This is a genomic window from Dactylosporangium sp. CA-152071 (assembly GCF_050936335.1).
Taxonomy (GTDB): Bacteria; Actinomycetota; Actinomycetes; order Mycobacteriales; family Micromonosporaceae; genus Dactylosporangium; species Dactylosporangium maewongense.
This window is the reverse complement of record NZ_JBNJMZ010000002.1, coordinates 2,554,315-2,574,249: the sequence shown is the minus strand read 5'-3', so window position 1 is coordinate 2,574,249 and position 19,935 is coordinate 2,554,315. Positions and strand designations below refer to the sequence as shown.

At 74.0% G+C, this 19,935-nt stretch carries 15 protein-coding genes; 9 read left to right on the top strand and 6 right to left on the bottom strand.

Annotated elements, in window-relative coordinates; translation table 11 throughout:
- Positions 1-52: 52 nt before the first annotated feature.
- Both deoC and ACQEVZ_RS51645 read right to left on the bottom strand, forming a co-directional pair.
- A complete protein-coding gene (gene deoC, locus ACQEVZ_RS51650; protein ID WP_433382853.1) occupies positions 53-754 on the bottom strand; it encodes a deoxyribose-phosphate aldolase in 702 nt (233 codons plus the stop codon).
- Entirely contained in the window at positions 751-1,479 is a 729-nt protein-coding gene (locus ACQEVZ_RS51645; protein ID WP_433382850.1) for a GntR family transcriptional regulator, read from the bottom strand. The genes deoC and ACQEVZ_RS51645 overlap by 4 nt, the downstream gene beginning before the upstream one ends.
- Positions 1,480-1,603: 124 nt before the next feature.
- On the opposite strand from ACQEVZ_RS51645, the gene ACQEVZ_RS51640 reads away from it, so the two are divergent.
- Positions 1,604-2,041 carry a hypothetical protein gene (locus ACQEVZ_RS51640; protein ID WP_433382847.1) on the top strand — a complete coding sequence of 146 codons (438 nt, stop codon included), beginning with the start codon at positions 1,604-1,606 and terminating at the stop codon, positions 2,039-2,041.
- A gap of 604 nt (positions 2,042-2,645) precedes the next feature.
- On the top strand, positions 2,646-4,286 hold the full coding sequence (locus tag ACQEVZ_RS51635; protein ID WP_433382844.1) for a hypothetical protein: 1,641 nt from the start codon (positions 2,646-2,648) through the stop codon (positions 4,284-4,286).
- 19 nt (positions 4,287-4,305) lie between these two features.
- Here ACQEVZ_RS51635 and ACQEVZ_RS51630 read toward each other — a convergent pair whose 3' ends face one another.
- Complete coding sequence (locus ACQEVZ_RS51630; RefSeq protein ID WP_433382841.1) at positions 4,306-4,986, bottom strand: response regulator; 681 nt, start codon at positions 4,984-4,986, stop codon at positions 4,306-4,308.
- A 1,326-nt stretch (positions 4,987-6,312) separates the two neighbouring features.
- Complete coding sequence (locus tag ACQEVZ_RS51625; RefSeq protein WP_433382838.1) at positions 6,313-7,617, bottom strand: sensor histidine kinase; 1,305 nt, start codon at positions 7,615-7,617, stop codon at positions 6,313-6,315.
- Positions 7,618-7,796: 179 nt separating this feature from the next.
- Here ACQEVZ_RS51625 and ACQEVZ_RS51620 point away from each other — a divergent pair, with 179 nt between their 5' ends.
- The 7 genes from ACQEVZ_RS51620 to ACQEVZ_RS51590 all read left to right on the top strand — a co-directional run bounded on the left by ACQEVZ_RS51620 (position 7,797) and on the right by ACQEVZ_RS51590 (position 18,447).
- Positions 7,797-8,501 carry an ABC transporter ATP-binding protein gene (locus tag ACQEVZ_RS51620; RefSeq protein WP_433382835.1) on the top strand — a complete coding sequence of 235 codons (705 nt, stop codon included), beginning with the start codon at positions 7,797-7,799 and terminating at the stop codon, positions 8,499-8,501.
- A gap of 56 nt (positions 8,502-8,557) precedes the next feature.
- The gene (locus ACQEVZ_RS51615; protein WP_433382832.1) at positions 8,558-10,981 is read left to right on the top strand and encodes an ABC transporter permease; all 2,424 of its coding nucleotides are present in this window, start codon (positions 8,558-8,560) and stop codon (positions 10,979-10,981) included.
- Between the two features lie 140 nt (positions 10,982-11,121).
- Positions 11,122-12,165, top strand: coding sequence for a LacI family DNA-binding transcriptional regulator (locus ACQEVZ_RS51610; protein ID WP_433382829.1), 1,044 nt, complete (start codon positions 11,122-11,124; stop codon positions 12,163-12,165).
- 129 nt (positions 12,166-12,294) lie between these two features.
- The gene (locus tag ACQEVZ_RS51605; protein WP_433382826.1) at positions 12,295-14,493 is read left to right on the top strand and encodes a carbohydrate-binding protein; all 2,199 of its coding nucleotides are present in this window, start codon (positions 12,295-12,297) and stop codon (positions 14,491-14,493) included.
- A 345-nt stretch (positions 14,494-14,838) separates the two neighbouring features.
- A complete protein-coding gene (locus tag ACQEVZ_RS51600) occupies positions 14,839-16,299 on the top strand; it encodes an APC family permease (RefSeq protein ID WP_344498912.1) in 1,461 nt (486 codons plus the stop codon).
- On the top strand, positions 16,292-17,269 hold the full coding sequence (locus ACQEVZ_RS51595) for a hypothetical protein (protein ID WP_433382822.1): 978 nt from the start codon (positions 16,292-16,294) through the stop codon (positions 17,267-17,269). Before ACQEVZ_RS51600 ends, ACQEVZ_RS51595 begins: the two co-directional genes overlap by 8 nt.
- Positions 17,266-18,447 (top strand): histidine decarboxylase, encoded by a 1,182-nt coding sequence (locus ACQEVZ_RS51590; RefSeq protein ID WP_433382819.1) that lies wholly within the window; start codon positions 17,266-17,268, stop codon positions 18,445-18,447. The genes ACQEVZ_RS51595 and ACQEVZ_RS51590 overlap by 4 nt, the downstream gene beginning before the upstream one ends.
- Here ACQEVZ_RS51590 and ACQEVZ_RS51585 read toward each other — a convergent pair.
- Together ACQEVZ_RS51585 and ACQEVZ_RS51580 are read right to left on the bottom strand one after the other, a co-directional pair.
- Positions 18,407-19,555, bottom strand: a complete 1,149-nt coding sequence (locus ACQEVZ_RS51585) for a putative Ig domain-containing protein (RefSeq protein WP_433382816.1) — start codon at positions 19,553-19,555, stop codon at positions 18,407-18,409. The genes ACQEVZ_RS51590 and ACQEVZ_RS51585 overlap by 41 nt on opposite strands.
- Positions 19,498-19,845, bottom strand: coding sequence for a YncE family protein (locus ACQEVZ_RS51580; RefSeq protein WP_433382813.1), 348 nt, complete (start codon positions 19,843-19,845; stop codon positions 19,498-19,500). Before ACQEVZ_RS51580 ends, ACQEVZ_RS51585 begins: the two co-directional genes overlap by 58 nt.
- Between the last annotated feature and the right edge of the window lie 90 nt (positions 19,846-19,935).

Here is a 19,935-nt window from a genome sequence, read left to right as displayed (position 1 = left end):
CACCCTACGGTGCTGACCCCGACGTCCGCCCTCTGCGCGGGGATCCTACGGCTCAGTAGCCGCTGCCGGTGGACGGGGCGGCCGCCGGCCGCTCCCCGCGCTCGCGGGCGGCGAAGTCGTCGAGGATCGCTTCGGTGACGGTCGCGCCGAAGCGGGTGGCGCCGGCGCGGTGCAGGGTGAGCAGGGTGTCGAGGCTGCGGACCCCGCCGGCCGCCTTGACCTCGACGTGCGGGGAGACGGTGGCGCGCATCAGCTGGATGTCCGCCAGGGTGGCGCCGCCGCCCGCGAACCCGGTGCTGGTCTTCACGAACCCCGCACCGGCCCGCTCCGCGATGCGGCAGCCGGCGACCTTCTGCTCGTCGGTGAGGTACACGTTCTCCAGGATCACCTTGACGACCCGCCCCTGCGCCGCGGCGACCACGGCGGCGATGTCGTCGTGCACGTACGCCTCGTCGCCGCTGCGCAGGCGCCCGATGTGCAGCACCATGTCGATCTCGTCGGCGCCCGCCTCGACCAGCGCCCGCGTCTCCGCGGCCTTGACCGTGGTGAGGGTGTCGCCGTGCGGGAACCCCGCCACGGTCCCGACGAGCACTCCTGTCCCGTCCAGCGCCGCCCTGGCGAGGCCGACGTCGGACGGCCGGACGCACACCGAGGCGACCGCCCGGCGCGCTGCGACCTCACACCCGTGCCGGACGTCGGCGGTGGTCAGCTCGGGCCGCAGCAGCGAGTGGTCGATCATCTTGGCGACGTTCATCGGGACTCTCCTGTTCCGGGTGGCCGCACGTCGAACGTGACGCGCAGGTCGTAGCGGGCGCCGACATACCGGCTGACCGTGTGCTCCAGCGGCGCCGAGTGCTGGTCGACGATCAGCCGGGTCTCGACCAGCAGCGGCTCGTCCGCAGGCACGTGCAGCCGCTCGCCGTCGGTGCCGGCCCGCTGCGCCGTCAGCGTCGACGAGCCGAGCGTCGGGCGCAGGCCCAGCCCGTGCAGCGCGTGGTGCAGCGAACCGGCCTCCAGATCGAGGTCGAGCAGGGCGCTCAGGTGTGCGGGGAAGCAGGCGTACTCGACCGCGAGCGGGACGTCGTCGGCGAGCCGTACCCGGGCGATCGACACCACCCGGGGTGCGGCGGCCGTCAGTCCGAGCGCCGCCGCCTCGGCCGCGGAGGCCGCCCGGACCTCGCCCTCCAGCAGGCGCGAGCGCGGGGTGCGCCCCCAGCCGCGCACCTGGTCTTGGAAGCTCATCAGGGTTCCGGCGGCCCGCGGCTCGGGCCGCTGCCGCACGAACGTGCCCCGCCCCTGGATCCGCTCGATGAGCCCGTCGGACTCCAGGGCGTTGAGCGCGGCCCGCACCGTCATCCGGGCGACCCCGAACTCCGTGGCGAGCACCGACTCGGCCGGCACCGTGTCGCCGGGCCGCGCGCCGGCGAGCCGCGCCCGCAGCTCCCGCTCGATCCGCACGTACAGTGGCGCCTTGCTCACCAGTCCTCCAAGTCCTCTAGACAACCTAGACAGTGCCAGACGCGCAAGGGGAGCGTCAACCCGACCGGGTGATCGACGGTCGATACCGTGGAAGCCCGGGGCGGCCCGTTCCTATGGTGGTCCGATGAGCGCAGCCGGAGCGGCCATGTTGGGTCTGTTCGCCGCGCTCATGCTCGAAGCGCTCGACCTGCTGGCGGCCCGCCGCCGGACCGCGCGGCCGCCGTGGCGCGGGTCGGGCGAGCCGGGGCCGGCGGCGTACGCGGTGTCCGCCGCCGTCCGGTGCCTCGCCGGCGCGGGGCTGGCCGCGTGGCTCGGGGCGTCAGGACAGGCGTCCGGCCCGGCCGGGGCGGTGGCGTCAGGGATCGCGGCACCGCTGCTGCTGACGCAGATCGCCCGGGTTGCCGCGCCGTTCCTGAGTTTCGCCGCCGTCGCCGGTACGACTGCCGCCACCCCTTCCGAGACCGCCACGCCGATGCTGAACGGCACCGGACGGGTGTCACGCCTGCGCGTCAAGCTGCCCGCGGCCCGCAAGAAGACCGGCGACGACCACCATGCGAGTTGAGGCCTTCCTCGCGCGGCTGCTCACCGCGCTGGGGCGTCACGATCGATCGGCGCCGGCCGCTGGGCTGGTGCTGGCCGCGCTGAGCCGGGACACGCCCGCCTTCGGCGGCACGGTCCAGGCCGCCGGCCAGCGGCGATGGCCCGCGCCGCGCCATCGAACCGCCCCACCGGATCAGCCCGCCCCGGTCCGCCGCGGCACGCCACTGTGGCGCGCCCGGACCGCCGACCCGACGCACCCCGATGTCGTCCCATCAGATCAGCTGGCCTCCTCGGACAACGACCGGCCGGCCCGAACCGCTGTGCCTACAGACGAATCGGGCGCATCAGCCGCCTCGGACCGCGCGTCGGCCCGGCGCCGGCGGTCGCCGTGGCGTGGCCGGGCCGACTCGCCCGGTCAGCCCGGCGACTCGGCGGGGCGGGGTCGCGGCGGGTCGGTGACGGATCAGCCGGGTGCTCCGGATGGTGAGCCGGCGCGTCGTGGGCGGTTGCTGCGGCGGGGCCGGGGTGCGTCGTCCGACGTCGCGCCGGCCGGATCGCGGTGGCCGGGGCAGGGTGCGTCGCCGGACGTCGCGTCCGCGGGCTCGCGGTGGTCCGGGCAGGGGGCGGTGCCGGATGTCACGCCCGGTGACGCGGCTTCTACGGGGTCGCGGTGGCCGGCGCGGGGTGGATCGCCCGCGGAGCCGCCCGACGCGGACGTCGCGTCCGCGTTGCCGCCACGGCAGACGAAGCGCGAGGCCGCCTGGCCACCGCCGCTGTTCGCCATGCCCGACGCGAGTCCGGCGCGGCGCTCGCCGTCGACGACGACCCGGCGGCTGTGCGCGGCGGTACACCTCGACTCAGGCCTCGCAGAGCGGGTCGTCGCCGAGCTCACGGACGATCCGCGGCGGGCCGTGGCGCCGTCGGTCGGCCTGGACCTGGAACCGGTGCTGTGCCACGCGCTGCGGGCCAGGCTGCTGGGCACGGTCAGGGACACGTTCCTCACCGTGGCGGTGGTCGGCGCGCTGATCCTCGCGCCGCGCACCACCGTCGCGGTCCTGCTCCTCGGTGCCGTCGTGGGGCTGTGCCGGTCGAAGGCGGTGCGAGGGGCGCCGCCCGCCGGGCGGGCGCTGCTGGCCGCCGCGCTGGTCTTCGGTCTCGTCACGGTCGTCGGCGCGGTGCTGACGGTGGCCGGCTCGACCGCCGCGGCGCCGGGCGGTGAGCTCGACCGGGTCGTCGCCGCCGTCGGCGCGGCGCCCGGGGGACGGGTGTGGGCGGCGCTCGCGGTCCTGGCCGGGTGCGCCGTCGCCGGGCACCTCGCACACCTGTGGTGGACCGCCACGACCCTCACCGCCGGGACCCACCCGGCCCCGGTGCGGGCCTCGACCGCCCGCCGGGTCGCGGTCGTCGCGGCCGCGCAGCGGGGCAACGTCGCGTTCAGCCGGGGCGACCCGTTCGTCGGTGCCGGGCCGCGGGTGCGGGCGTGGTCGGTCGCGGTGGCGCTGCGCGCGATCGACTCCGGCGGCTACCGCCCCCGCAGCCCCGCGACCCTCGACCCCGTCCTGCTGCGCCGGCACGTCGGTCAGGCGCTGCAGGGCCTCGGCGACGGCACCGGGCATCACGGGGTGCCTGGGCTGACGGTGACGTCGTACCTGGCCGCGGACGGGGTCCGTGGCGGCGGCGACCCGCTGCTCGAAGACGGCGTCCCGCTGCCGCTCGCGTCCCGGGAGGCCGTCGACGCGGTCGTCCGGGCCCCGCAGGAGGGCCTGCGCCACTACGACCGGGTCGTGATCGTGCCGCGCGCCAGGGCCGTCACCACCGCCGAGGGCCGGCCGGTCGTGCCGCCGGACGACGGCGACGGGCACGTGTCCGTGTTCGTGCACACGTCCATCGAGGCCTCGGTGGTGTACGTCGAGCTCTCCGCCCACGTCCTGCCACCGGTACGCACCGCGTGCTTCGTGCCGGCGCCGGTCGTACACCTGGAGCTGCTGACACAGCTGACGGCCGCGCCGTGGCGACTGACCCGCACGGCGGCCCACCGGCTGCGAGTGCTGGCGCGCCGGCCCGACCCCGGCGGCTGGCACGACCACAGCGCCCGCCTCGGCATCCGCGACCTCGTCGGCGACCCCACCGCCGCCCTGCCCGCCCTGGAGGCGACGAAGTACGTGAAGATCGTCGAACGCGTCGTGGTCGAAGCCGTGGCCGACTTCCTGGAGCGTTACGACCTGGACGCCACCTCCTTCCGCGCCGAGGTCCCGACGACCCGCTGAGCCGCTCCGCCGGCCGTGCTCACGGGGCGCCCGAGCCGGGGGTGACCAGCCCGGTCTCGTACGCGGCGACGATCGCCTGGGCGCGGTCGCGCAGCTGCAGCTTCGACAGGATCCTGGCGATGTGCGTCTTGACCGTGGCGTCGCTGAGCTGCAGTTGCGCCGCCAGCTCCGCGTTGCTGAGCCCCCTGGCGAGCAGCCGCAGCACCTCCACCTCGCGCGGCGTCAGCCCCGACAGGTCACGATGGAGCGTGGCGGTGCGGGCGTCCCGGGTCGCGTACCGCTCGATGAGCCGCCGCGTGATCGACGGTGCCAGCAGCGCGTCACCGGCCCGGATCAGCCGCACCGCGCCGACGAGGTGCTCGGGGCTGACATCCTTGAGCAGGAACCCGCTGGCCCCCGCCGACAGCGCCGCGTAGACGTACTGGTCGAGGTCGAACGTCGTCAGGATGATGACCCGCGGCGCGGCCCCCGTGACAGGCCCGCCGAGAATCCTGCGGGTCGCCTCGAGACCGTCCATGCGCGGCATCCGCACGTCCATGAGCACCACGTCGGGCCGGGTGCGCCGGACCGCGTCGACCGCCTCGGCGCCGTCGGCCGCGTCCGCGACCACCTCGATCCCACTCGCCGTGAGAATCATCCGGAACCCGGTCCGCACCAACGCCTGATCGTCGGCGACGACCACCCGCAACGGCTCGCTCACGAAACCTCCCTCCACCACACTCCGGACCAGGATGCACCGCGCCCGCCCACCGCCCTGGACGCCCCTCCTCCAGACGATGCCGCCCGGACACTGCACTTCGCGCCGCAGCCAAGATCGAAGGACAGCCCTGGCCGCGGGCGTGGCCGGATCCATCCTTCGATCATGGCGGGGTGCCAGCGTTCAACGATGGGCGAGGCCCGGCAGCAGTCGCCCAGATCGCCGGCGCACCTCGGGGACTGCGACATCGCCAACTCACCACAACCACCACGGACAAGGTCGCACCGACCCCGCCGCCGCGCCCGCCATGTCGGCGAACGGGGTTTGTACCCGCATTGCTGGGGTGGTGGCGGCGGACGGCATGCTGTTGCTGGTCGCGGTCCTGCCGGTGCTGCTGGGGAACGGCGCGGTGTTTGCGTTGCGGGATGGCACGTTCGCAGGGACGGGGCAGGTGCCGCGCTGCTGAGGGCGGCGCTGAGGGGACGGGTGCTCTCTGCCCTGGGGATCGACGCGGTGTCGGCACGGACGGCGCGTCGGTGCGGGACGGTGCACTGTCTGCGTTGCCGGGGAACGGCGCAGGGGATGGCGTGATGTCCGTGTTGCTGGAGACGGCGCTCTGCCCGGGTTGCTGCGGGACGTCGCGCGGATTGCGCTGCTCGGGAATGGCGCGTTTGCAGGGGGCGGTGCAGCGTCCGGGAAGTGGGGGACGGTGTGTTGGCAGGGGAGGGAGCAGGAGTCGGGTTGGAGATGGTGCGTTGTCTGCGTTGTGGAGGTCGGTGCTGCCTGGCCGGTGTGGTGTTGGGACGGCGCGGCGGCTGGGTGGTTGGGAGATGGCGCAGAGGCGGGTTGGGACGGTGGGCTGTCTGCGTTGTGGAGGACGACGCCGTGCTCGTGCTGATGGTGCAGGCGCAGCGTCCGCGCAGGCGGGGGGCGGCGCGGTGCCGGCGCTGGGGCGGCGCGGTGTTGGAGACGGCGTGCAGCCCGGGTGGTTGGGGGACGGTGTATTGGCAGGGGTTGACGCAGCGTCCGGGGTGATTGGGGATGGCGTGCAGCCCGGGTAGTCGGGGACTGCGAGTCGGCAGGGGATGGCACAGCTTCCGGGCGGTTGAGGATGGGGCGGCGTCGGGCGGTCTGCAGGTGCGGGGGACGTGTGGGTGGCGGTCAGTCCAGGTCGGAGAGCCGCTTCGGGTAGCGCAGCATCGCGGTCTCCCGGTGGGTGGCCGGGGAGGAAGGCGTCGCCCGTGACTGCATGGCTGGTCAGTAGCGCCGCGCCGGCGGGGAAGGGCGGCGGGCTCAGGGATGCATGTGCCGGGTGGTGAGGTGGGCGGGTCATGGGGCGGGGATCGGGATGGTGGCGTGGACGCGGAAGCCGCCGGTAGGGGTGGGGCCTGCGGACAGGGTGCCTTCGTGGACGGTCAGGCGGTCGCGGAGGCCGGCCAGGCCGCGGCCGCTGCCAGGGTCGGCGGAGGTGTCGGCGGCGCCGCCGGTGTCGGTGACGTCGACGTGCAGGGTGTCGGTGGTGTGGTCGACGGTGACAGTCACCGAGGCGCCCACGGCGTGCTTGACCGCGTTGGTCAAGGCTTCCTGCACCACCCGGTACGCCGCCAGCTCCACCCCCGCGGGCAGCGGCACCCGCGTGCCGGTCTGGACGACCTCGACGGGGACGCCGGTGCGGCGGACGCGGTCGGCGAGGACGTCGAGCTGGTCGAGGCCCGGCGTCGGGGCGAGGTCGGGGCCGTCGCCGTCCATCGTGAGCAGGCCCATGACGTGGCGCAGCTCGACCATCGCGGCGCGGCCGCTCGACTCGACCGCCAGCAGGGCCTCGCGGGCCAGGTCGGGCTCGGTGTCCAGGACGGTGCGGGCGGCGCCGGCCTGGACGACCATCATGCTGACGCTGTGGCTGACCACGTCGTGCAGCTCGCCGGCGAGCCGGGCGCGCTCCTGCTGGACGGCGAGGCTCGTCGCGGTCGCCTGCTCCCGCTGCAGTGCCAGGGCCCGCTGCTTCCAGACGTGGATCGCGTTGGCGGTGAGGCTGACCGCGCACAGCAGCAGGAACACCGCCAGCCCCGGCCCCGCCTCCGTCTCCGCGTCGCCCCGGCCGCTGGCGAGCAGGGCCACGGTGGCCACGATGACGCTGCCGATCGCGAGGGCCCGGTGGCGGCTGTAGAGCGCGGCACTGTAGGCGGCGATGACGAAGCACACCAGCGCCGGCGTCGGGTCGAACCCGGGCTCCGCGCGCAACAGCAGCGCGGCCACGACGATGACCCACAGCGAGGCGACCGGGAACCTGCGGCGGGTCACCAGCGGCAGCGCCAGGAGCGCGGCCAGGACATACTGCCCGGTGGACGGGTCGTCGGGCACGAAGTGCGGGCCCGGGTCGGGGTCCGGCGGCTCAGGGACCGGTGGCAGGCGAAGGTCGGGCACCCGCATGTGCCGGTCGCCGTCGAAGACGAAGTCCGGCGCGGGCGCGTCGCCGGGCTGCGACGTGCTGCTGACCGTGACCAGCGTGAGCACGAGCGCGAGGACGGCGTCGGCGGCCCACGCCCACCTGCTCAGCTTCGGCATCGGGCCGCTCACGCGCCACAGCTCGGCGCCGATCGCCCGTAGCTGCTGCCGCACGAACCCGATGTCCACGGCCCAAGTCTGCCAAGCGCCCCGCCGCCTGGCATCGGCTTCAAAGACCACACGCCGCCGCGCGGTGTAGTCCAAAAGGATGACGCACCCGCCGGAGACCGTCACCGTGGCCGACGTGCCGGAGGCGGCCCGCTTCCTACGGTCGGAGCATCCACACGAGACGACCGCGGAGGTACACCGTGAGCGCGCCACTCATCCAGATCAGCGACGTGAGCAAACGGTACGACGACGGCCCACCCGCCCTCGCCGGCCTGACGCTGCGGATCGACGCCGGTGAGGCCGTCGCCGTGCTGGGCGCGTCCGGCAGCGGCAAGTCCACGCTGCTCAACCTGATCGCCGGGCTGGACCGGCCCACGTCGGGCAGCGTCACCGTCGACGGCGTGCGGGTCGACGGGCTCGGCGAGGCCGCGTCCGCGAAGTACCGCCGCGCCCGCATCGGCATGGTCTTCCAGTTCTTCAACCTCGTCGACGACCTGACCGTGCACGACAACGTCCTGCTGCCCGCGCAGCTGGCCGGTGTACCGAGGGGCGAGGCCACCGCGAGGGCCGGCGAGCTGCTGGAGAAGCTGGGGGTGCGGCGGCACGCGAAGGCGTTCCCGGGTCGGCTCTCCGGCGGTGAGCGGCAGCGGGTCGCCGTCGCGCGCGCCCTCATGAACCGCCCGTCGCTGCTCCTCGCCGACGAGCCGACCGGCGCCCTGGACACGGCGTCCGGCCGCGAGGTCCGCGACCTGCTGACCGCCCTGCACCGCGACGGGCAGACCGTCGTCCTCGTCACCCACGACGTGACCCTCGCCCACGAGTGCGCCACGAGGACCGTGGAGCTCGTCGACGGCCGCCTCAGCCGCGACGTCAAGCACGGCGTCGGCGCGGGCGGTCCCCGGTGAGCGGCGTCGGCAGTGTCGTGCGTGCCGGCGGGCGGCGGAGGGTCCAGTCGGTCGTGATGGCGTTGACGACCATGCTCGCCGTTTCCGCGTCGGTACTGGCAGCAGGCCTCCTCGACGCTTCCCGCGCGCCCTTCGACCGGGGCTTCGCCAAGCAGCAGGGCGCCCACCTGACGGCCACGTTCGACGCGGGCGCCGTCACCGCGGACACCGTCGCCGCCACCGCGAAGGCGGCCGGTGCGACCGCGTCCGCCGGCCCGTTCAGGACCGTGTCGCTGCGCCCGACGACGGTCAGCGGCAGCCGCATCCCGCCGGGGCTCCAGCTGCCGCCCGCGATCCTCGCCGGCCGCGCCGACCCCGGCGGGCCCGTCGACCGGCTCGACCTGACCGCCGGCCGGTGGGCCACCGCCGCCGGGGAGATCGTGTGGGCGGCCGGCCGGTCGCCGCTGGAGGTCGGCGACCGGCTCACGTTCACCGATTCGCCGGGCAGCCCCACGCTCACCGTCGTGGGCCTCGCCAGGTCGGTCGGGACCAGCGCCGAGGCGTGGACGACCCCCGACCAGCTGACGGCGCTGCTCAGCGGCGACGTCAAGGGCGGTTTCCAGATGTTGTACCGCTTCGCCGACGCCACCACCGGCGCGCAGCTCACCGCGCACCGGGCCGCCGTCGCCGGCGCGGTGCCCGCCGACGCGATGACGGGCGCCGCGTCGTACCTCACGGTGAAACGCGACGCGGAGCGCCGGGCGGCGACGTTCGTGCCGTTCGTGGTCGCGTTCGGGGTGCTCGGGCTGTGCATGTCGGTGCTCATCATCGGCGTCGTCGTGAGCGGTTCGGTCGGCGCCGCGACCCGCCGCATCGGCATCCTGAAGGCCGTCGGCTTCACCCCCGCCCAGGTCACCCGCGCGTACATCGGCCAGGCGCTGATCCCGGCCACCGTCGGCGCCGCGCTCGGCGTGCTGCTGGGCAACCTCGCCGCGGTGCCGGTCCTGGCGGACGAGAGCGACGCGTTCGGCACCGCCTCGATGACGGTCGCGCCGTGGGTGAGCGTGGTCGTGCCGCTCGTCGCGCTCGCCGCGGTCGTGCTGACCGCGTTCGTGCCGGCGCTGCGGGCCGGCCGGCTGCGCACCGTCACCGCCCTGGCCGTCGGACGCACCCCGGCCAGCGGGCGCGGGCGGACGGCACGGCGGCTGCTGGGCCGCCTGCCGCTGCCCCGGCCGGTGAGCCTGGGGCTGGCGAACCCGTTCACCAGCCCGTCCCGCTCCGCGACGATCGTGGCGGCGGTCGCCCTGGGCGCGCTCGGGGTGACGTTCGGGGTCGGCCTCGCCACGTCCCTCGCCGGCATCCAGGAGGGTCTCAACCGCCGCACCGCCGGCGCCGTCGTCGCCCACGCGTTCACGTTCGGCCCCGGCCCCGGCGGCCCCGCCGGCCCGCCGGCACCGGGCCAGCCGGGCGGGCCGGGTGGTCCGGGAGGCCCCAGCGCCCCGGTGAGCGCGGGCCAGCCGGCCGGTCAGGGGCAGAACGGCAAGGGCGGCCCGCCGACGGGCGCCGAGGCCGTCGCCGCCCTCGGGAAGGTGCGGGCCGCGATCGACGCGCAGCCCGGCACCCGCCGGTGGTTCACCACGGGGCATGCCGAGGTCGGGGTCTCCGGCCTCACCACCCCCGCCGACGTCGTCGCCTTCACCGGGGACTCCTCCTGGGGCGCGTACAAGATGATCTCCGGGAAGTGGTTCGACGGGCCGGGCCAGATCGTGGTGCCGACCGCGTTCCTGCGCGCCACCGGGCTCAAGGTCGGCGACACGGCCACGCTGACCGACGCCGGGCGCTCGCTCAAGGTCCGGATCGTGGGGGAGTCGCTCGACCTGAGCGACGACGGCCGGGGCGTGGTCACCGACGCGGCCACTCTCACCGCCCTCGGCACCGTCGTCGAGCCGGAGTCGGTCGAGTTCCACATCGACCTCGACCCGGGCGCCACCGCCAAGTCCTATGTGGACGCGCTGAACAAGGTCCTGGAGCCGCTCGGCGGCGGCGCCGACGTCAACGTCGGGGAGATCAGCGAGACCGTCGTCGCCATGGACACGCTCGCCGCGACGCTCACCCTGATGCTCGTCGTCGTCGCCGGGATGGGCGTGCTCAACACGGTCGTGCTCGACACCCGCGAACGCGTGCACGACCTCGGCGTGTTCAAGGCCCTCGGCATGTCGCCGCGGCAGACGGTCACGATGGTCCTCACCTCGGTCACCGGCACCGGCCTGCTCGCCGGCGCGATCGGGGTCCCGCTCGGCATCGTGCTCCACCACGCGGTCCTGCCGGCGATGGGTCGCGCCGCGAACACCGGCATCCCGTCGTCGTACATCGAGGTGTACGCCCCGCTGCTGGTCCTGCCCCTGGTGTTCGGCGGCCTCGTCATCGCCGCCGCCGGCGCCCTCCTGCCGGCGGGCTGGGCCGCCAAGACCCGGACCGCCACGGCACTACGCACCGAGTAGTCAGATCCCTCTGGGGCCGGGCGAGACTGCCCGGCCCCAGAGGTGCGTATCTCAATGGCTCGCGGCGGTGCGGACAAGGACACAGAGCGGATGTCGCCACACCGACGTATCAGGCGGGCCAGCCGATATGCTGGCCGGTGATGAAACAAGCGGGTGAAACAGAGCAGCGGCAGCGCGTCACCATCCGCGACGTCGCTCAGCAGACCGGCCTGTCCATCGCGACGGTGTCGCGGGTGCTCAACGGCCGTGCCAACGTCGCGCCCGGCACCCGGGACCGGGTCCTCGAGGCGATGGGCGGCCTCGGCCGGCAGGCGCCAAGGCGGCGCGGGTCGGGCGCGGAGAAGGCGGACAACGGCGTCTATGTGCGCTGCCCGTACGTGCTGACGGACTACTTCGGGCTGATCGTGTCCGCCATCGCGGAGGCGCTCGACGTGCACGGCATGCACGCGATCGTCGACGCCGGCGAGTCGTCGTGGAAGCGCACCGAGGTGCTCAAGACGCTGACCGGCTGGCCGCAGGTCGCGGGCGCGCTGCTCATCCTGCCGTCGGAGCCGGAGGAGGACCTGGAGCGGCTGCGCGACCAGGGCTTCCCGTTCGTGGTCGTGGATCCGCGCACGTCGCCGCCGCGCGACATCGCGGCCGTGTCGGCGGCCAACTTCGCCGGCGCCCGGCGGCTCGTGACGCACCTGACGGAGCTCGGGCACCGCCACGTCGGCATCCTCGGCGGCCGCCCGGGCTGGATGGCCAGCAGCGACCGGCTCGCCGGCTGGCTCGCGCCGCTCGTCGGCGCCGGCGTGCTGCCCTCGCCCGACCTGGTGCGCGCCGTGTCCGACCCGACGGTGGAGGAGGGGTACCGCGCCGCCGGTGAGCTGCTCGACCTGCCGGAGCGGCCGACGGCGATCGTCGCGTTCAACGACAAGATGGCCGTCGGGGCGCTGCACGCCGCCGCCGACCGGGGCCTGCGCGTGCCGCACGACCTGTCGGTCGCCGGCTTCGACGACATCGAGCTCGCCCGGGCCACGCACCCGGCGCTCACCACGGTCCGCCAGCCGCTCGGCGAGATGGGGCGGATGGCGGTCAGCCTGCTCGGCCGGATGCTCGCCGGGCACGAGCTCGACGCGCTGCACGTGGAGCTGGCAACCGACCTCGTGGTGCGTGGCTCGACCGGGCCGGTGTCATTCTGACGCGTGTTTCATAGAAACTTCCATCGAATCCTGAAAAAAGGTTGACACGCTGCTGCGGCGGCGTGTTTCCTTCGTGTTACAGGCGTCGATGGATTCCGCGCGCCTCCACCATCCGTAGAAGGAGGCGCCGTGAGGCGATCCATCTCCGTGGCTGCCGTCGCGCTGGTCACCGCCGGCGCCCTGGGTGCCGCAGCCGCCCCGGCGGCGGCGAACGCCCGGCCCGGCGCCCTGGTCACGGGCACCTACTCGACCGGCGCCGCGCACTGGCAGCCGCTGCCGGACGCCCGGGTCGGCGCTGGGGCCAGCATCCAGGCCGACGCGACCGTCGTCGTCGACCCGAGCCGGACGCGCCAGTCGTACACCGGCATCGGCTTCTCGATCGACGAGACCTCCGTGTCGAACCTGTGGAAGCTCACCCCCGCCGAGCGCGAGCGCGCCGTCCGGCTGCTCGTCGACCCGCGCACCGGCGCCGGCCTGGACCGCTTCCGGCTCACCATCGGCAGCCCCGACCTCATCGAGCACCTGCCGTTCTGGTCCTACGACGACCTGCCCGCCGGCGTCACCGAGGACCCCGACCTGCGGTACTTCTCCATCCAGCGTGACATCGACCTGCACATCGTCGACACGATCAAGCTGATCCAGAAGTACAACCCGCAGGCGACGTTCCTCGCCTCCGCGTGGAGCGCCCCGGCGTGGATGAAGACCAACAACAAGTTCCTCGGCGAGGTCGCCCTCAAGCCCGGCAGCACCAGCGAGTACTACCAGGTCGGCAAGCTCCGCGACGACCGCATCGACGTGTTCGCCCGCTACTACGTCAAGTACGTCCAGGCGTACGCCCGGCTCGGCATCCGCGTCGACGCGCTGACGCTGCTCAACGAGCCCGGCATGGACGTCGTCTACCCGGCCATGGACATCAGCGTCGAGCAGCAGCAGAAGCTGTCCGTGGCGATCGACCGCGAGCTGCGCAAGGCCCGCCTCGACGTCGACCTCTACATCCACGACTTCAACTTCTGGGACTGGCGCGACCCGAACAGCACCGCCACGAAGAACTACCACCGGGTGCTCGACGACCCGGCCGCCGCACGGGCCGCCGACGCGATCGCGTTCCACCCGTACTGGGGCGACCCCACCGTCATGCGGGACGCCTACGAGCAGACCGGCAAGCCCGTGCACCTCACCGAGACCAGTGACCTGTCCCCGGCCACGGTCCTCGCCGACTTCCGCCTCGACGCGTCCTCCTACGTCATGTGGGCGCAGGCGACCGACCAGGACGGCGGCACCCTGCACTGGACCCCGGCCCGCGACAACAACGTCGACTGGGACGAGGTCGCCCGCACCACCAAGTGGCCGGACCGGCTCGTCAAGGTGGACACCGCTTCCCGCACGTTCACCGTCCGCGACGAGCTCTACCAGCTCGGGCAGTTCAGCCGGTACCTGACGCCCTCGCACGTCCGGGTCGCCTCCAGCGGCACCGCGGGCGGGATCGGCAACGTCGTCTTCCGTGACCGGCACGACGGCTACGTCGCGGTCGTCGGCAACGCGCTCGACACCGACCGCACCGTGCGGGTCGTGCTCGCCGGGAAGTCGTTCGTCGCCACCGTGCCGGCGCACTCCTACGCCACGTTCCGCTGGGACGCGGACCTGCCCCGCGGCCGCAACCACGCCCCCGTCCTGCGCGACCCGGGCCCGGTCGTGGTCGACCAGTACGCCACCACGACGCTGCGGCTGCAGGCCACCGACGCCGACCGCGACGCCCTGTCCTACTACGCCACGGACCTGCCCGACGGCGTGACCGTCGACGCGGCCACCGGCGCCGTCTCGCTGCACCCGACCGTCGCCGGCGCCTTCGACCTCACGGTCACCGCCACCGACGGCCGCGCCGCCGCCTCGCGCACGGTCCACGTCACCGTCCGGCCGCACGGCGCGCCCGTGGGGGAGAAGGTCGAGGCCGAGGCCTACGTGGCGCAGCACGGCTGGACCGACGGCGGCCCGAACTTCATCGAGTCCAACCCCGCCGCCAGCGGCGGGAAGAACGTCGGGTGGACCGCCGCCGGCAACTGGCTCGCCTACCGCCTCGACGTCGCCGCCGGCACCTACGACGTGGAGCTGCGCGTCGCGACCGGCACCGGCGGCCCGCTGCCCGGCGCGATCTCGCTGCGCGACGCGACCGGCGCGGTCCTGGCCACGGTGTCCGTGCCGGACACCGGCGGGTGGGGCGCCTACCAGTCCGTCCACGTCCCGGTCACCGTCGCCACCGCCGGCGACCAGCAGCTGACGCTGTTCTGCGAGACCGGCGGGTTCAACGTCGACTACCTGCGGCTGACCTGACCGGTCTGTCGCGCCCGGCCCCGCCGGATCCTGGGTCCCCAGGATCCGGCGGGGCGTCGTCATGCGGAGCCGAACGTTACGGGCGCGGCACCAGGCGGTAAATTCTCCGGCCACGTGGGGCGGCTCACACCGGTCACAGAGTGCTCCAATGCCTGTTCCCGGGGGTTCGGGACCTAACGACCCATGGGAATGCATGAGATTCGCCAGGGCGCCACCGAGTAACTTCCGCCTATACACTGCGCAGCGGTCCTGATCACGCACAGCCAACTGAAGAATCGGAGTGCGCGCCGCGATGCGTCCTTCCACTCAGTCCGCGACACCTCGTCGTCTTTTCGGCGGTGGCCGATGACCGGGTACGGGCTCACCCGCCGGCAGATGTCCGGCGGCGGCGTCTGGCTCTTCCAGATCGGCGCCAGCTCCCCGATGGCGGTCCTGGCCGGCGGTATCGTGGCCACCTACGCCTCGACCGGGATGGTCGCCACCCCGCTGACCTTCCCCCTGCTCGGCATCGCGCTCGCCCTGCTCGCCGTCGGGTACGTGTCGATGGCCCGCAACGTGCCGCACGCCGCCCCCGCCTACGCCCTGCTCGCGCACGGCTTCGGGCCGACCGCGGGCATCATCGGCGGCGCCCTCGCGCTGGTCTTCTACTCGTGCATCCAGATGAGCCTGTACGGCCTGGTCGGCGCCACCCTCGCCGAGCTGCTCGGCGGCAACTGGGTCGTGTGGGCCGCGGTGCTCTGGCTCGCCGTCGCCGTCTGCGGGCTGCTGCACGTGTCGCTGTCCGCGTTCGTCGTCGGGTCGGTGCTCTGCGTCGAGCTGGTCGTCATCGCCCTGTTCGACCTGGCCGCGTTCGCCCACCCCGCCGGCGGGTCCATCAGCACCGAGCCGATCAGCTTCCCCGGCCTGTGGGCGCCCGGCATCGGTGGCGCCCTCGCGCTCGGCATCGCGGCGTTCATCGGCTTCGACACGGCCCCCGCCTACAGCGAGGAGGTCCGCACCAGCCGCAGCATCACCCGCGCCACCATCGGTGCCCTCATCTTCATGCCGCTGTTCTACGGGCTGTCGGCCTGGGCGCTCGCCGCGACCGTCGGCGCCGACCGGATCGCCGCCGTCGCCGCCGACCCCGACGCGGGCCTGCCCTTCAACGTCCTCGACGAGTGGTACGGCAGCGGCCTCAGCCTTCTCGCCACGATGCTGCTCATCACCTCGGTCTTCGTGGCGATGCTGTCCTTCCACAACGTCCTCGCCCGCTACGCCTTCGGGATGGCCCGCGAGGGCGTCCTGCCGGCGTGGCTGGCCCGCACCGGCGCCAGCGGGCAGGCCGAGGGCGCCCCGACCGGCGGCTCGGTCCTGCAGAGCGCGAGCGCGCTCGTGGTCGTCGGCGTGTTCGTCGTCCTCGGCGCCGACCCGATCACCGTGCTCTTCACCTGGCTGTCCGCGGCCGGCGCCATCGGGATCATGCTGATGCTGGTGCTCATCTCGGCCGGCAGCATCCGGTACTACCGGCGCGGCGGCGGCTCCCGCGAAGGCCTCCTGGTCAGCACCGTGCTGCCCAGCCTGGGCGTGATCGCGGGCACCGGCATCCTGCTCGTCACGCTCACGAACCTCTCCTCGCTGCTGGGGATCGCCGGCGACTCGATCCTGCAGGCCGTCATCCCCGCCGCCGTGCTCATCACCGTCCTCGTCGGAGCGGTCTGGGCGCTCATGCTGCGGTCGCGCCGGGCGCCGGTGCTCGCCGACGTCGGGCGCGGCAGACCGGACCCGCTGCGGGTCCTGGACCGCCGGCTCAAGGACCTCGATGTTTGAGACCGACCCGGCGGTGGCTCCGCCGGCCGCCTCATACGGCCCCTCCGGCTCCTCGTTCTCGTCCGGCCCTTCGTCCGGGTCCTCGTCCGCGCACGGCTCCTCGTCCGCGCACGGCTCCTCGTCCGCGCACGGCTCCTCGTCCGTGCACGGTTCCCCGTTCACGCCGGGCGGCGACTCGACGTACGACCGGGTCCCGCGGCCGCACCGCCGGTTCGCCCACGACGACGCCGACCCCGACAGCCGTCACCTGCGCGCGGTCCCGCCGGAGGGGCCGCGCGGCAGGGGCGACGGCAACCCCGAGGCCGACGTCACCGCCGCGTTCCGGGGCGAGGTCGTCTCCCGGCTGCGGCGCTTCTCCGTCCTGCACACCCGCCACGTGTGGGAGCGCCGCCGCCGCGACCCGCTCAGCCCTCACGGCGTCGCCCTGTTCTACCTCGAGCGCGGCGTGCCGGTGCTGCAACAGCTGCGGACCGCGACCCGCATCTTCCTCGCCGACGACGAGGCCAACGACCTGCCGATGCTGCTGTACGGCCTGGCCCGGCACGCGCACGAGGGCTACCAGGCCGACCCCGGCTTCGACCCGCGGACGCAGATGGTCAACAAGTGCGACCCGATGTCGGCCACGGCGGTGTTCGCCGGCATCGGCGTGTGCACCCTCGACACCCCGTACGGCACCTGGGCCGACGCCCAGCGGCAGGCCGCCAACGAGTTCGACCTGCCCGGCCGGTGCTTCGCCCGCCTCATCGACGGCACCCGGCTGCTGCTGGACCGCGGCGGCCGCAAGCAGTTCAACGGGCTCACCGTCGAGAGCTCCGTCGACGACACCAACACGCACTACGGCGTGCCGAGCATGCAGTGGCGCTGGAACCCGGCGCTCTCCGAGATCGATCCGCACGATCCCACGTACCACGTGTGGCGCTGGATGAGCGAGCTCGGGCGGATCGTCGACGTCGGGTCGCAGCCGAGGTGAGCGGCCTCCCGGACCCGACCATCGGCGGGCGACTCGACCAGCTGTACGCCGACCTGACCCGGCACTCCGACTACGACCTGGGCTTCCCCGGCGCCACCGACCTGCCCGACATGACCGCCGTGACGCGCTTCGAGCGGGTCCTGCTGAACAACGTCGGGCACCCGTACGCCGCCGGCGGCTCGTACCGGCTGCACACGAAGGTCGTCGAGCACGAGGTCGTCCAGTTCGTCGCCGACCTCGTCGACGCGCCGCTGGACAACCGCCACGGGTACGTGACGACCGGCAGCACCGAGAGCAACCTCTGGGCCCTGTGGCAGGCCCGCCAGCACCTCCCGGGCGCGGCCGTGTTCGCCTCCACCGCCGCGCACTACAGCATCGCCAAGAACGCCGAGCTGCTCGGCATGCGGCTGCACCTCGTCCCCGCCGACGACCGCGGCGAGATGCGTTACGACGACCTGCGCGCCGCCGTCGCCCGGCGCCGCCGCCCCGGTGCCGGCGCCATCGTCGTCGCCACCGTCGGCACCACCATGACCGAGGCCGTCGACGACGCCGCCCTGATCGACAAGACCCTCGCCCTCGCGGGCATCGACCCCGCGCAGCGCTGGATCCACGCCGACGCGGCCCTCGCCGGCATACCCCTGGCGCTCTGCGACCCGCTGACCCGGCCCGGCTTCACCTTCGCCGACGGCGTGCACTCCTTCGCCGTCAGCGGCCACAAGTTCCTCGCCACGCCCTTCCCCTGCGGGATCGTGGTCGCCCTCGCCGACCGCCACACCGGACGGGGCAGCATCACCTACACCGCCGCCCCGGACAGCACCATCACCGGCTCCAGGTCCGGCCACGCGCCGTTGTGGCTCTGGTACCTCCTGCGCCACTGGGGCCTGCCGGGCCTGCGCGGGCGGGCCGCCGCCGCCCGGGACCTCGCCGGCTACACCGAGCGGCAGCTGCGCGGGATCGGCTGGCCGGCGTGGCGCGCCCAGGAGCACGCCTTCACCGTCGTCTTCCCCCGCCCGCCCCAGCCCCTCCTGGACCGCTGGCCGCTCGCCACCGACGACGGCGGCAACGCCCACGTGGTCTGCATGCCGGGCAAGACCCGAGAGCTGGTCGACCGCTTCGTCGCGGATCTCGCCCACGCCCTCAAGGGCGTCGCCGCTCTGCCGAACTCGATGGCCTGCTGACCGGGGTCACGAGCGAGGCGCCGGCCGTGATCAGGAGCAGGCCGAGCGCCGTCAGGGTCATGGTGTCGACGCCGGTCACGGGCAGCGACGCCGAGCCCGTGGTGGTGACGGCGCCGGCCGGGGCGGGGTGGCGGACGGTGAACGAGAGCTCGCGCTCCCCGGTGCGGCCGCAGGTGTCCGTGACCCTGACGGTGACCGTCGTCGTGCCGGCGGTCGTGGCGGTGCCGCTGATCTTTCCGGTGGCGGCGTTCAGGGTCAGCCCGGCCGGCAGCGTCCCCCCGGTCACCGCCCACGTGTAGGGTCCGGTGCCGCCGGTCGCCGTCATCATGGCGGTGTACGGCGCGCCGACGACCCCGACCGGCGGCGGTGCCACGGTCACGGCCAGGTTCGCCGGTGATGGCGGTGGCGTGGGCGGCGCGGCCTGGCCGACCGTGAACGTGTACGCCTTCGACGCGGTCGTGCCGGCCGAGTCGGTCACCTGCAGCGTGAACGACGCGGGCCCCGCCGCCGTCGGCGTGCCGCTGACCTCGCCGGTGCTGGCGTTGAGGCTCAGCCCGGCCGGCAGCGAGCCGGCGCTGACCGCCCACGTGAACGGCCCCGTCCCGCCCGTCACCGCGGGCGTGCCGGAGTACGCCGTGCCGACCGTGGGGGCCGGCAGCGAACCGGTCGTCACCGCGAGCGACTGGTCCTCGATGTAGGCGGCGGTCACGTACAGCGGCTGCGCGCCCACGGGCACCGTCGAGGTCACCGTGGCGGTGCCGGTGTCCACGACGCTGACCGTGCCGCTCATGGCGTTCGTGACGACGAGCGTGCCGCCACCGGGCGTGAACGACAGGCCGACCGGCATGGCCCCGACCGTGATCGGCGCGCCCGCCGTGTTGGTGGTCAGGTTCACCACGCTCACCGACCCGGCTCCGGCGCACGCGACGTACGCGGTCGTGCCGCTGGCCGAGATCGCCACACCGTACGGCGTGGAGCCGACCGGTACCGTGGCCGTCACGGTGTTCGTGCTGGTGGCGATGACGGAGAGCGTCGCGGCGCCCCGGTTGCTCACCAGCACCTTCGACCCGTCCGGGGTGATGGCCACGCCGAGCGGGTTGATGCCCACCGCGCGATGGTGGCGGTGACGGCGTTGGTCGCGGTGTCGATGACGCTGACCGTGTTGTTGCCGCTGTTCGCCACGTACGCGCTGGCGCCGTCCGGCGTGACCGCGACGCCGGTCGGATCGGTGCCGACGGTGATCGTCGTCGACACCGTGAACGTGCCCGTGTCCACCACCGACACGTTGTCGCTGCCGAAGTTGGCCACGTACACCTTCGACTCGTCGGGCGTCAGCGCGATGATGCCCGGCGTGGTGCCGACGTCGGCGTACGTCTTGGCCCGGGTGGCGGCGTTCACCTTGTAGAGCCGGTCGCCGTTGTACGCCGCGACTTACATCGTCTGGCCGTCGCCGGACGCCGCCAGCCAGGCCGGCCCGTCGATCCCGGA